The following is a 13,503-nucleotide window of genomic DNA, read 5'->3' as shown; positions in this document are numbered from 1 at the left end:
GTTGGGGGGGGGGAAGTGGAATGAATATTTTACTTTGCTGTGCAGCGGGAATGTCTTCCAGTTTGATTGTTACAAAAATGGAGAAAGCAGCAGAGGAGAGTGGGATAGAGGTAAAGATTTGGGCTGTATCAGGTTCGGAAGTACGAAATCATATTGATGAAGCAGATGTGCTTTTACTTGGACCACAAGTACGTTATTTATTACCGAAAATGAAGGAATTGTGCAAGGAGAAGGGAATACCTGTTGATGTCATTCAATCAGTTCATTATGGACTTTGTAATGGGAAAGCTATCTTGCAATGCGCGTTGTCAATGAAGGCATGAGGAGAGTGGGATAGATGATTGGATTTTTGGAGAAATACGTTATGCCAGTAGCAGGAAAGGTTGCAGAGCAGCGACATTTACAAGCGATTCGTGATGGAATTATTTTAACGATGCCTTTTTTAATTATCGGATCTTTTTTTCTTATCATTAGCGCTTTACCAATACCAGGATATAATGAGTTTATGGAAGGATTGTTTGGGGAGAATTGGCAGAAAGCTTTGGGGTATCCAGTTAGCGCAACATTTAATATAATGTCTTTAATAGCCACTTTTGGAATCGCTTACAGACTTGGAGGATACTATAAGGTCGATGCACTAGCAGCAGGGGCGTTATCACTTGTGACATTCTTACTTGCAACCCCGTTCCAAGTTGCATATACAATACCAAGTACGAAAGAAAGCGTGCTTGTAGAAGGGGCTATCCCAGCTGTATTAATGGGAAGCCAAGGGTTATTCGTGGCGATGATTATAGCACTTATATCTACTGAACTGTATAGATTTATTGTACAAAGAAAGTTGATTATAAAAAATGCCAGAAACGGTACCGCCAGCTGTGACACGTTCATTTGCAGCACTCGTACCAGGATTTATTGTTGTAACTGTTATTTGGATCTTGCGCTTAATTATAGAGAATACTTCTTTCGGCAGCATCCATACTATTGTAGGGCAAATTTTACAGGAACCACTTAGCGCACTTGGTGCTAGTCTCTTCGGAGCAGTGGTATCTGTTATTATTGTTCATGTGCTTTGGGCGTGCGGGATTCATGGTGCTGCGATTGTTGGCGGTGTAATGAGTCCAATTTGGCTATCATTAATGGATCAAAACCGAGTTGCGTTTCAGGCAGGGCAAGATGTGCCGAATACGATTACTGCACAATTCTTTGATCTATGGATTTATATGGGTGGTTCTGGTGCAACACTTGCTTTAGTTGTAGGAATGTTATTATTTGCAAGAAGTCAGCAATTGAAAAGTTTAGGGCGATTATCAATTGCTCCTGGTATTTTTAATATTAATGAAATGGTGACTTTCGGTATGCCGATTGTAATGAACCCTCTTTTACTTATTCCATTCATACTTGTACCAGTTGTTTTAACGATAGTTTCTTATTTTGCGATGGAATGGGGATTAGTTGCTCGTCCGAGCGGGGCAGCAGTACCGTGGACGACACCGATTCTTTTTAGTGGATATTTAGGATCGGGTGGGAAAATTTCAGGTGTTATTTTACAACTCGTTAACTTTGCACTGGCATTCTTTATTTATTTACCGTTCTTAAAAATATGGGATAAACAAAAAGTAGCTGAAGAAAAAGGGGGAGTAGAAAGCTAAAATGGAGACGATAGAGACAATGGCTTTTCATTTAATTTTGCATGGAGGAAACGCGAGAAGTTGTGCGATGGAAGCAATCGATTATGCGAAGCGCGGGGAGTTTACGGAAGCAGAGACTAAATTACAAGAAGCGCTAGATGAATTAAAAGAGGCGCATCGCTTACAAACGGATTTAATTCAGAAGGAAGCTGGTGGAGAAAAAACAGAAGTTACGCTTCTTATGATCCATGCGCAAGATCATTTAATGAATGCTATTACAGTGAAGGAATTAGCGAGTGAATTTGTAGAATTATATAAGAAGATGGCGGCGGATGAATGAACCTTGCTTATGCAAGGTTTTTTTGTTTTTAAAAGAGACTGTTATGACGAAAAGAAGACCACTTGTGTACGATTGTATTTATTTTTTCAAAGTTTATGTAAAAGTGAAAGAGTAAAAGGAGTGGGGATAAATGGAAGTTCATATCGAATTAAACCCATCACAAACAAAAGCAGAGATTATTATAAAAATAAAAGAAATAACAGAGGAAATTCAGCAGCTATTAAAAATAATTGAAGGGAGAAACGTGAATCAAATTGTTGGTGTGTTAAATCAATAGTATTATTTATTAAATTTAAATGATATTTATTGGTTTTATACAGCAGGAAGAAAAGTTATGGCGCAAACAAAGAAAGGGAGTTTTGAAGTGAAGGCTCGCTTGTATGAATTAGAGGAACAGCTAGCTGGAAAGTGGTTTTCCAGATTTTCTAAGTCGATACTTGCGAATTTAGGGCATGTAAAAAGCTTTGAAATGTCTTTTAGTGGTAGTGTGTGTGCCCATTTTTCTAACGGGATGAAAGAATATGTTTCAAGGAAGTATGTACCGCTCATTAAAGAAGCCTTAAATATAGGAGGGGGGAAAAGATGTTTGATAGAGTTATTCATAAAATAGCTGGTGGATTGGGAATGGCGATGTTGTATAGTTTGTTATTTTTATATGTATCGTAAGTTTTATTTTGGTTTACTTTATTATACGGTTTGTGATGATGCTATATTGGAAGAAAAAAATTGAGAAATTAAATCATCAATTACAATAAAGAGATTATGTATGTGTGCGTACGTACCATCAGTGGAGTGTTATACGTTCCACTGATGGTATTTTTATAGTAACGGTCCTCCTTTTTGTGGATAAATAGGGATTATAACTAATCAATAGTAACCATTTCTCCTATACCACGAACTAATTTTTTTATATACATACGCTCTGGTTTTAATACATTTATTATATAATCAATGGCTTTTTGCGGTTCAACAGATGTGCCGCACGTATAACAGTCGATTGCTGCAAATTTCTTTTCGGGATACGTGTGAATAGAAAGATGGCTTTCTGATAGTAAAACTAATATCGTAACTCCATACGGATGGAATTCCTTTTTACTTACGCTTAAAACGTGGGCACCAGAGTGCCCGGCAGCGACGACTAAATGGTATTTTAAAAAATGAATATCATTTAATAGAGAAAAATCTACTTCCCATAAATCTACTATTATATGCTTGCCAAACGTAGAATATTCCATATGACTGCACTCCTTATTAAAATATGCTCAAAACTCCATCTCTTTTTGATAACAATGATGTAAGGTAAGATTGGTTTCTGAATTTAAAACGGCGTATTTACGTTGCTTTAAACATTCTTTTTTGAATTGAAATAGAGGAGAGAGAGTAGAAGGCAATGTTCGATGAGACGGCGCTACTGATAATTGTTCAATTTGATTGAGTACATAAGCGGAGTTAGCGGCAATATGAAATCCCCAGTCAGTTCCGAAAGAAGGAACGATTGTATGATAGCTTTTTACAGTTAATCCGGCATTTTCAATTGTGTTACCGATGCTCCAATATACAAGAGGCGCATCAGCTGGTGAATTGGATTGGCAGACGAATGCGCCACCCTTTGTTAGAAATTTAGCGATATGCGCAAAAAGTTCACTCGTATACAAAGTGCTTAATAACTCTGTCGCTGGGTCAGGGAAATCAATAATGATTACGTCATATAGAGAGGAATGAGACTTCAGAAACTCTTTTGCGTCACATACATGCACATTAGCACGATTATCAAAAAACGCACGTTGGTTTAAAGAAACTAATTCCGGGATGTTGCGAGCCATCTTAATCATTTCTTCATCTAAGTCTACAAGGTCTACATGGAGAACAGTTTCATATTTTAAGACCTCCCGTAAAGCAAGACCATCGCCACCACCTAATATGAGAACGCGCTTTGGAGCTGTTACTTTTAACATAATCGGATGAACAAGTGCTTCATGATAAATTTGCTCATCGACGGAACTAAATTGTAGTTGCTTGTCCAAATATAAGCGGATATCGCTTACTTGTAGTAAATTAATGTTTTGATACTTACTTTTACCTTCAAATAAATTTGTGTGTTCACCAGCTTGTATTTCTTTTAGAGAAATCTCATCCCATATATCTAAGCTACTATGAGAGTCTGTTTCTACTGTTATATGTTCCGTTTGTTCTTGTTTGTTTAGTGTGTAAGTGTGTGAATCTAATTCAGGGTACTCGTCATGTTTATAACAGTCATTTTGAAGCTTTCTTTCACAAATCTTCATTTTTTTCTTTTTTCTATGTTTTGGCATAGGAAGCTCCTTTCAAATTGTTTTCTTTTATTCTATGTAATGTAATAGAGTTTGATTGGACAATAGATTGGAATTGTATATTATGAAGTTATTTTCTAAAGGTTGGTTTTGAATATAACTAGACAACTAAACACTAATCTATATTCATACAGTTATGTGTTAAAAGTATTTTGTTTTATAACACACTATGTTTTTTTGATAACACACTCTTTGAAAGCGATAACACACAAAGAAACCACTCGAAAAAACGCTGATTTTAGGCGTTTTAAAAAGTTGGCACGGCAATTGCATTAGTAAAAGGCGTAAAGAAAAATAAAAAAACATAATTTTTTATACCACATAAGGGGGACTTATTCATGAATATTTTACTTTGTTGTTCAGCAGGGATGTCTACAAGTTTACTAGTTACAAAAATGGAAGCGGCTGCAAAAGCTCGCGGTCTAGAAGGAAAGATTTGGGCTGTATCTGGGGATGCAGTAAAAAACAATATCGATGAAGCAGATGTATTGTTACTAGGACCACAAGTTCGTTACATGCTTTCTTCAATGAAAGCGCTTGCTGATGAGAAAAACGTTGGAATCGACGTTATCAATCCAATGCACTACGGCATGATGAATGGAGAAGCTGTTTTAGATCACGCATTAACACTTAAAAAATAATTAGGGGGGAAGCGAAATGCAAAAGTTTATTGCATTTATGGAGAAATATATTGTTCCTGTCGCTGGTAAAATCGGGTCGCAACGTCACTTGGCTGCGATTCGTGATGGATTTATTGCAGTTATGCCACTTATTTTAGTTGGTGCACTTGCATCACTAATTAATGGTTTTCCATCTGAAGCTTTCCAAGATTTCATGAAAGGTTTGTTTGGTGAAACGTGGAAACAAGTTGGCGGTGGAATGTGGACCGGTTCGTTCGCAATTCTAGCACTAATCATAGCATTTACAACAAGTTATAACTTAGCAAAATCTTACGGCGTTGATGGTTTGTCAGCAGGTATTATTTCATTTGGTGCGTTAATTATTCTTACGCCAACAACACCGAAAGAAGGCGGATTGAACTTAGCTTGGACAGGTGCACAAGGGTTATTCGTAGCGATTATTGTAGCACTTCTTGTTACTGAAGTATTCCGTTTCTTTGTACAAAGAGAAATTACCTTTAAAATGCCAGATGGAGTACCACCAGCAGTTTTAAGATCTTTCGCAGCTTTAGTGCCAGCATTTGTTATTTTAACAGCAGTTGCAGGTATTCAATTAGCAGTGAAATTAACTGGTACAAGTGTTCATGAATTTATCTTTAATACGATTCAATTACCACTGCAAAGTTTAGCAGGGACATTACCAAGTGCAATTGTCATTGTATTCCTTGTGCATCTTCTTTGGTTCTTCGGTTTACATGGTCCAAATATCGTTGGTGGTATTATTGAGCCATTATACTTACCAGCATTGGAGAAAAATATTAAGTTATTCCAAGGTGGTACATCTGCATTTGATGTTCCGAACATTATTACAAAACCATTTTTTGATACTTTCGTGTATCTTGGCGGTTCTGGTGCAACATTAGCATTCTTAGTAGTGGTATTACTTGTAGCGAAAAGTGCACAATTACGCGGTGTATCTCGTTTATCAATTGGACCAGGTGCATTCAATATTAACGAACCAGTAATATTTGGTACACCAATTATTTTAAATCCAATTTTATTCTTACCGTTTATCATAACACCAATTGTATTAGTAATTACTTCTTATACAGCTATATCTATTGGATGGGTACCAAAAACAGTTGCGATGATTCCATGGGCAACACCACCAATTATTAGCGGTTATCTTGTAACAGGTGGACATGTTTCTGGTGCAATTCTACAGTTATTCAACTTTGTAATTGCAATGGTAATCTATTATCCATTCGTTGTATTATGCGATCGTTCTGTTGTTCGTACTGAAAAAGCAGCAGTACAAGGCAATAATAATTCTTTACCTATGTAACATAGTAATTGTTCTCACAGACAACATTGTCTGTGAGAACAATTACTTTTATATCATGTTCAAAAAGATGAAATACATCTATAAGAACACCAAACTAATTAATAAAATAATTATTTAATAAACACGTTCAAACTGAAGGGGTATTTGAATCAGTTGAACTTTATGGAGAGGGCGGTAATTATGATGACTACAGCAGAACAAATTCCATTCCAATTGATTTTAAATAGTGGTAATGCAAGAAGCTATGCAATGGAGGCGCTGCAATTTGCAAAACAGGGGAAATTGCTAGAAGCGGATGAAGCGATGGCAAAAGCGAAAGAAGCAATTAATGAAGCACATCATTTCCAAACAGAGCTCATACAATCAGAAGCAAGAGGAGAAAAAACAGAGATTAGTGTTCTCTTAATTCATGCACAAGATCATTTAATGAATTCTATTACAGTAAAAGAATTAGCAGCAGAATTTATTGACCTTTATAAAAAGCTTGAAGCGAAAGGGGAATAAGACATGAGTGGAATTAAAATTGCTACAATCGGCGGTGGATCTAGTTATACACCAGAGTTAATTGAAGGATTTATTAAACGCTATGACGAGCTTCCTGTTCGTGAGATTTGGTTAGTAGACATTGAGGCGGGAAAAGAAAAGTTAGAAATCGTTGGGAACTTAGCGAAACGTATGGTGAAAAAAGCAGGTTTACCTATTGATATTCACTTAACGCTTGATCGCCGTGAAGCACTAAAAGATGCTGACTTCGTAACGACACAACTTCGCGTTGGTTTACTAGAAGCACGTGCGAAAGATGAAGCGATTCCATTAAAATACGATGTAATTGGTCAGGAAACAAATGGTCCTGGTGGTTTATTCAAAGCGTTGAGAACGATCCCTATCATTTTAGATATTTGTAAAGACATGGAGGAACTTTGTCCGAATGCGTGGCTTATTAACTTTGCAAACCCAGCAGGTATGGTAACAGAAGCCGTGCTTCGTTATACGAACATGAAAAGAGTAGTTGGATTATGTAACGTTCCAATTGGAATTCGTATGGGCCTTGCGAGATTACTTGAAGTAGATGCAAGTCGTGTGCACGTTGATTTCGCAGGTTTAAACCATATGGTATATGGATTAGATGTATATTTAGATGGAGTAAGTGTGATGGATCGCGTAATAGAGCTTGTAACAGATCCAGAAAAACAAATTACGATGGAAAACATTGCTGCGCTTAACTGGGAACCAGACTTTATTCGTGGACTTCGTGCAATTCCATGTCCATACCATCGTTACTACTACAAAACACGTGAAATGTTAGAAGAAGAGAAAGAAGCTTCGGTTGAAAAAGGCACACGTGCAGGAGTAGTGAAACAATTAGAAGCCGATTTATTCGAATTATATAAAGATCCGAATTTAGATATTAAACCACCACAATTAGAAAAACGTGGAGGAGCTTATTATAGTGATGCAGCATGTAGCTTAATTACGTCTATTTACAATAATAAAGGTGATATTCAACCTGTTAATACGAGAAACAATGGTACAATTGCAAGCTTACCACATGATTCCGCTGTTGAAGTGAACTGTATTATTACAAAGGATGGTCCAAAACCAATTGCGGTTGGAGACTTACCAGTACCAGTTCGCGGTTTAGTACAGCAAATTAAATCATTTGAGCGCACAACAATTGAAGCTGCTGTTACAGGGGATTATCATAAAGCGCTGCTTGCCATGACAATTAATCCCCTTGTACCATCAGATAAGGTTGCAAAACAAATTTTAGATGAAATGTTGGAAGCACATAAAGAGTATCTTCCACAGTTCTTTAAAAAGGTAGAGAAATAAAGCGGCGCTATTTAGCCCGCTTTTTTTCATTTAGTAGGAGGGATAATGATGATTAAGCTAATTGTAAATGCAGATGATTTTGGTCTTACAGAAGGAACGAATTATGGAATTATTGACGGACATATAAATGGTCTTGTAAATTCTACGACGATGATGATGAACATGCCTGGGACGGAGCACGCTGTACGTTTGGCGAAAGAATATAAAACATTAGGGGTAGGGATTCATCTCGTTTTAACAGCAGGGAAACCACTTCTTACGGATGTACCGTCGCTTGTAAGTGGAGATTCATTTCATAAACAAAGCGTTGTATGGGAAGGGAAGATAAACCCAGAAGATGTGGAGAGAGAGTGGACTGCTCAAATAGAAAAATTTTTATCCTATGGCTTAACACCGACTCATTTAGACAGTCATCATCATGTACATGGATTGCCGGTCCTACATGATGTTCTTGAGCGATTAGCAAATAAATACAACATTCCAATCCGCCGCTGCGAAGAAGAGCGAGCGGTGCGTCCATTTTCTGATGTGTTTTATAGTGATTTTTACGCTGATGGTGTGACAGAAGATTATTTTGTGAAGCTAAAAGATCGAGTGCAAGATGAGAAAACGGTAGAAATTATGGTGCACCCAGCTTATATTGATCCAGAGCTTGTGAAGCGTTCTTCTTACGTAATGGACCGCGTGAAGGAATTGCGTATTTTAACGGAGAGCGAGTTGCCTGAAGGGATGGAACTTGTGAAGTTTTAATAGAAGAAAAAGACGGTGAAAAAAATAAAACCGTCTTTTTTTATGTGTATAAAATAGAAAGAAAATATCCTCCGCATGCACCAAGTATAACGATAATCCAAGGGGGAGCTTTCCAAAAAGCTAATAAGCAAAATAAGAGAGAAGCAATAACAAAATCGATTGGATTTATAATTGTACTCGTCCAAATTGGATTATAAAAAGCTGCGAGTAAAATCCCGACAACGGCAGCATTAATGCCAAGGAGTGCCCCTTGTATATAAGGTATTCTTCTTACAGAATCCCAAAATGGTAATACACCAACGACGAGTAAGAAAGCAGGAAGAAAGATAGCGATTGTTGCAATTGTTGCACCGGTTGTCCCATTTAGAACGGCTCCTATATAAGAAGCAAATGTAAAGAGTGGACCTGGCACAGCTTGTGTTAATCCGTATCCCGCTAGAAATTGTTCTTTCGTCATCATCCCATTTAATACAAATTCGTTTTCAAGAAGAGGGAGTACAACGTGGCCTCCTCCAAATACGAGGGCACCTGAACGATAGAAACTATCAAACAAAGAAATGAAATGCGAATAAGGTCTTAGCATGGGGAAAAAGAATAACAACAAAAAGAATAAAATGAGACAGGAAATAGCCGTAATCCGTGAAATAGGAACTCGTATTTTATGAGTTGGTGGAATTGTATGGTTACGATACAAACACCAACCGATGAAGCCTGAAAATGCGATAAGGATAACTTGTGTCCAGCTGCTAGGCCATAATAAGACGATTGCTGCAGTTAAAATAGCGATTGTCGCCCGGTTTCGATCTGGCGTTAACTTTTGTGCCATTCCCCATATTGCGTGGGCAACGATAGAGACTGCTACAAGTTTTAACCCATGAATCCAGCCGGTGCTTCCGATCTGGAAGTGATTAAGGAATGAAGCGAAAAGGACTAAGACAAATACAGATGGAAGTGTAAATCCAATCCATGAAATAATTGCACCTAATAACCCACCGCGTAATAAACCAATACCCATTCCAACTTGACTACTAGCAGGTCCAGGGAGAAATTGGCAAAGGGCCACTAAGTCTCCGTAGCTTCGTTCATCCATCCATTTCCGCTTTTGTACATATTCATGATGGAAATAAGCGAGATGGGCTACAGGGCCTCCGAAAGATGTGAGTCCTAGTTGGCATGATACGAGAAAGATTTCTAGTAATGATCGAAAAGAATATTTGTTAGTTTTCAAAAGAACCTCCTAAAGCATTTTTGAATGTATGTGCATTATACAAGAGGAGCGGGAGTAAAAGGAACGATTCCCATGTAAAGTTTTTGTGAATATTTTTGGTGAGAAATAAAAATAAGCGGAGACGAAAGAGGCATAATTGATTATGCCTAAGCCATAAAGTAATAGAAAGAGTGCCAGAAGCAGTGTGAAATTTATATAAGGAGAATGTTGCGTGTATGACAACACATTTCTTTGCTAAGTTGAGTGGGTTGAGAGAAATACCTCCTGTAAATACAAAAGCTTATGGTGTAACAGAGCTTATTTTTAATGAGGATTTAACGAAATTACATTATAGAGTTATATTGAAAAATATTAAGAAAGTTACATCTTGTCAAATTCATTTAGGGAAAAAGGATCAAACTGGGCCAGTCGTTTTGTTTTTATATGGTCCTTTGCAACAGGGGATTAGTGTGAATGAAGGAATCATTACAGGTGTAGCGACTTTTGAAGATTTAGAAGGGCCGATGCAAGGAAGGTCATTTGAGGACTTAATAAAGGAAATACAGCAAGCAAATACGTATGTAAATGTTCATACAAAGCCGTTTAAAAAAGGCGAAATAAGAGGTAGAATACAGATTGTACGAAAGTAAGTAAAAAGCGCCTATGATGATGCACAGGCGCTTTTTATTTACTTTTTAACAGGTTGATTCTTTATGAAGAAGTCCATTACATAAAATACTTCGTCATCTGGAATCTGTATTTCAAACGTATTTTCAATTGGCTGCAATGCTTTTTTGACTTTCATATATATCCAATATTCCTCTTGCCTACGAGCCTCTTTTTCAGGATGAGGAAGAAGGCTTTCCCCCTTTTGAAGACGATCAACCATACAGCTCATGTGTAAAATAACTCCCATTAAACTGTCTGGATTCAGCTGTAAGGAAATAAGTTCTTGAATTGTGTTTAATGAGTAGCGAATCGTTTTGATGAGTAATGCCCCATCATCCCGTTGCATTTGTTGTCCGAGAATGTCAGCCATTTTTGCATATGTTTCTTCATACGTAATTAATTCTTGAATTGGCGGAATCGCTTTATAGTTTATAATATCTTGGAAATGATACGTTAAACACGGTACTTGTACGTTAAAGTTTGTGACAATACAAATCATATTACGTTCTTTCTTTATGTTCTCGATCATTTTTGTTAAATCTTTTTCATGAACGATACTAATTGGAATAATTTCAATTAAGTCTTTATCGAATCGTAAATAATTTTCTAACATTTTTTGAATAGCTAAAGCGCTCCCCTCACCGGTTAAGCAAGCTGTTAAGATGACGGATTTCATCGGAGTAAGCGGCTTTTTCTTTTCTTCTTGTACGTTTAAATAGAACGGTGTTAAGTTCTTTACTGTTTCATATAATGCATCTAATGAGTAGCCAAGCTGAGCTTTACGCGCAGCTTCTAATGCATGCGGTGTACTTGTCATAGATAGGACGCGCACTGGAATTTGGAACTCTGTTTCTAATATATCCCCGATATAAGCGAGTGACCCCATATCAACAAGTAAGAGAAGTCCATTTATATGTTGGAGCGTTCTCATATATACTTTCACTCGTTCTAAGAAATCTTTCGGTGATTCGTGAAGCGGCATATCAATTCCAGTTACTTCATCGATACCGAGTAATTCGTTCGCCACATTCGCCATTTCTGTCGCAATACCATTGCCGTGAGCTAATATTAATACTTTTACTTCCGCTTGTGAGGTTGGGATTGGATCAACGACGAAAAACATCGTTAAAAATCCAGCTTCATCAATTGGCATTGTTATTTGTAATTCATCCTCTAAAAGCTGAATACATTGCATAGCTACAGAAAAAGCTTCTTTATATTTCGTACGAATTTGATTCAGCTGTGGGTGATGAATTTGTTTCCCGCCTTGTAGACGTTGTAAGGTTGTCTGTACATGTAAACTTAAAGCAAGAAATACTTTTTCATCAAAAGTCTTGGATAAATGTTTTTCAGCTAGTGCCGCAATTTTTTCGCATATAGAAAAAATATTACGATCGACAATTTTAAAGACATTTTCATGATTTGTCTTTTTAGACATTTGGTTAAAATATTGGACGAAGAAGCTCTGGAGATCATTTTCTATGAGTAACTCTAATTCTTCTTCTTCAATACCACGTGCTTGTAATTCTTCATATTTATGGTCGATATAATCATAAATAGAAGAGCGGTTTCCTTCTGCTTTATGTTTACTCCAACCTTCATCACCTGTAAATATAAACGTTTCATTCGGTACTTGGTATAAATGGCGACTTTTTCTTTCGATAAATAATCCTTCTTTCATATACCAAGGTAAATCAGTACTTGAAACGCGGACAGAATCTCTTTTCTTTGTTACGAAATCAGAATATGCTTTCGCACAGGCAATTTGTACGTCTGTTTTTAGTTGTCCAATATTATTTGGACAGTTATAAAAGACGAAAGCACGCAAAGCGTTCGGGCTAACATGAATTTCTTTGCGTAGACGAATTGCTTCGTTTGTGAAAAATAGTTGTAAAAGTGCAAAGCGTTCCTGATACGTTCGCTCACGAAGAGGTGGAAGCGTTACAGTCATCGGAATTCGTCTTGTAAATGTTTTTAATAAAAATGAATTTGGTTCTTCTGTTGTTGCAATAATAATTAACACTTGTGCTTTACGCTCATTTTCTGTTTCACCAAGACGTCGGTATACACCGCGATCAATAAATGTGAAGAGCATCTCTTGTCCTTCTGGCGGAAGGCGATGTACTTCATCTAGGAAGAGAATTCCTTCATGAGCCTTTTCAATTAATCCTTTTTGATCACTTGCACCTGTGTAAGCACCCTTCTTTATCCCGAAAAGTTGCCCGAGTAGGAGTTGAGGATTGTTTGCATAATCAGCACAGTTAAAGACGATAAACGGTGCGTTTTTTGGAAGTTGATCTACTTCAATTGCGTATTCATGCATTAAAGAGGCAAACATAGATTTCCCAACACCCGTTTCTCCAAGTAGTAATGTATGCATACCATTTGGAGGATAGAGAACAGCAGCCTTTGCTTTTTCGATTGCAATTTTGAGGCTTGTATTTTCAGCTGCAAATGTATCTAATGCAGTACCATTTTGTGAATGCGTTTCCAATGTGGCATTCGTACCGATATAAAAACGGACAGGGCGTGTACCTGTTTTTAATAAACGACCATCTTTCACAAGTTTATTTAAATCACTACTTACATTTGCTCGGTCTAGCTGTAGAAGTGTAGCGAGTTCTGATGCTGTTACACCTTCTGAGTAATTCCCCTTTTGGATTGCATCAAAAATGACATCCATTCGTTTCATTTTTCTTCACCTCGAAACTTCATCACTATTTAAAATTTTACACAAAAATGGGAAGTGTGGGAAGAGAAAAAAATAAACAGCTCTAGTAT

The 13,503-nt window shown here is 37.1% G+C and carries 12 protein-coding genes and 2 pseudogenes; 10 read left to right on the top strand and 4 right to left on the bottom strand.

The window, feature by feature from the left end:
• The first annotated feature begins 20 nt into the window (after positions 1-20).
• From DJ93_RS11360 to DJ93_RS11345, 4 genes and pseudogenes are all read left to right on the top strand, one after another.
• Positions 21-323 (top strand): PTS sugar transporter subunit IIB, encoded by a 303-nt coding sequence (locus DJ93_RS11360; RefSeq protein ID WP_042980918.1) that lies wholly within the window; start codon positions 21-23, stop codon positions 321-323.
• Between the two features lie 14 nt (positions 324-337).
• Positions 338-1,649, top strand: a pseudogene (celB, locus tag DJ93_RS11355) (PTS cellobiose transporter subunit IIC).
• A 1-nt stretch (position 1,650) separates the two neighbouring features.
• The gene (locus tag DJ93_RS11350) at positions 1,651-1,968 is read left to right on the top strand and encodes a PTS lactose/cellobiose transporter subunit IIA (RefSeq protein ID WP_042980916.1); all 318 of its coding nucleotides are present in this window, start codon (positions 1,651-1,653) and stop codon (positions 1,966-1,968) included.
• A 130-nt stretch (positions 1,969-2,098) separates the two neighbouring features.
• Positions 2,099-2,578, top strand: a pseudogene (locus DJ93_RS11345) (LytTR family DNA-binding domain-containing protein).
• A 253-nt stretch (positions 2,579-2,831) separates the two neighbouring features.
• On the opposite strand, the gene speD reads toward DJ93_RS11345, so the two are convergent.
• Both speD and DJ93_RS11335 read right to left on the bottom strand, forming a co-directional pair.
• On the bottom strand, positions 2,832-3,203 hold the full coding sequence (speD, locus tag DJ93_RS11340; RefSeq protein ID WP_042980915.1) for an adenosylmethionine decarboxylase: 372 nt from the start codon (positions 3,201-3,203) through the stop codon (positions 2,832-2,834).
• A 27-nt stretch (positions 3,204-3,230) separates the two neighbouring features.
• Positions 3,231-4,280, bottom strand: a complete 1,050-nt coding sequence (locus DJ93_RS11335; protein WP_042980914.1) for a polyamine aminopropyltransferase — start codon at positions 4,278-4,280, stop codon at positions 3,231-3,233.
• A gap of 356 nt (positions 4,281-4,636) precedes the next feature.
• On the opposite strand from DJ93_RS11335, the gene DJ93_RS11330 reads away from it, so the two are divergent.
• The 5 genes from DJ93_RS11330 (at position 4,637) to chbG (ending at position 8,846) form a co-directional block, all read left to right on the top strand.
• Positions 4,637-4,939 carry a PTS sugar transporter subunit IIB gene (locus DJ93_RS11330; protein ID WP_042980912.1) on the top strand — a complete coding sequence of 101 codons (303 nt, stop codon included), beginning with the start codon at positions 4,637-4,639 and terminating at the stop codon, positions 4,937-4,939.
• Positions 4,940-4,955: 16 nt separating this feature from the next.
• A complete protein-coding gene (gene celB / locus DJ93_RS11325) occupies positions 4,956-6,263 on the top strand; it encodes a PTS cellobiose transporter subunit IIC (protein WP_042980911.1) in 1,308 nt (435 codons plus the stop codon).
• Between the two features lie 180 nt (positions 6,264-6,443).
• Positions 6,444-6,767 (top strand): PTS lactose/cellobiose transporter subunit IIA, encoded by a 324-nt coding sequence (locus DJ93_RS11320; RefSeq protein ID WP_042980910.1) that lies wholly within the window; start codon positions 6,444-6,446, stop codon positions 6,765-6,767.
• 3 nt (positions 6,768-6,770) lie between these two features.
• Complete coding sequence (gene celF, locus DJ93_RS11315; protein ID WP_042980908.1) at positions 6,771-8,096, top strand: 6-phospho-beta-glucosidase; 1,326 nt, start codon at positions 6,771-6,773, stop codon at positions 8,094-8,096.
• Positions 8,097-8,144: 48 nt separating this feature from the next.
• Complete coding sequence (gene chbG / locus DJ93_RS11310) at positions 8,145-8,846, top strand: chitin disaccharide deacetylase (protein ID WP_042980907.1); 702 nt, start codon at positions 8,145-8,147, stop codon at positions 8,844-8,846.
• 40 nt (positions 8,847-8,886) lie between these two features.
• On the opposite strand, the gene DJ93_RS11305 is transcribed toward chbG, so the two are convergent.
• On the bottom strand, positions 8,887-10,074 hold the full coding sequence (locus tag DJ93_RS11305) for a chromate transporter (RefSeq protein WP_042980906.1): 1,188 nt from the start codon (positions 10,072-10,074) through the stop codon (positions 8,887-8,889).
• A 215-nt stretch (positions 10,075-10,289) separates the two neighbouring features.
• Between DJ93_RS11305 and DJ93_RS11300 the strand changes: the two genes are divergently transcribed.
• Positions 10,290-10,703: a CHRD domain-containing protein gene (locus DJ93_RS11300; protein WP_042980905.1), complete on the top strand. Its 414-nt coding sequence runs from the start codon at positions 10,290-10,292 to the stop codon at positions 10,701-10,703.
• Positions 10,704-10,741: 38 nt separating this feature from the next.
• On the opposite strand, the gene DJ93_RS11295 is transcribed toward DJ93_RS11300, so the two are convergent.
• Positions 10,742-13,414 carry a sigma-54-dependent transcriptional regulator gene (locus DJ93_RS11295; protein ID WP_042980904.1) on the bottom strand — a complete coding sequence of 891 codons (2,673 nt, stop codon included), beginning with the start codon at positions 13,412-13,414 and terminating at the stop codon, positions 10,742-10,744.
• Positions 13,415-13,503 lie beyond the last annotated feature (89 nt).

Origin of the sequence: Bacillus clarus (assembly GCF_000746925.1) — a bacterium.
GTDB classification, from domain to species: Bacteria; Bacillota; Bacilli; order Bacillales; family Bacillaceae_G; genus Bacillus_A; species Bacillus_A clarus.
This window is presented reverse-complemented; position numbering and strand designations above follow the sequence as displayed.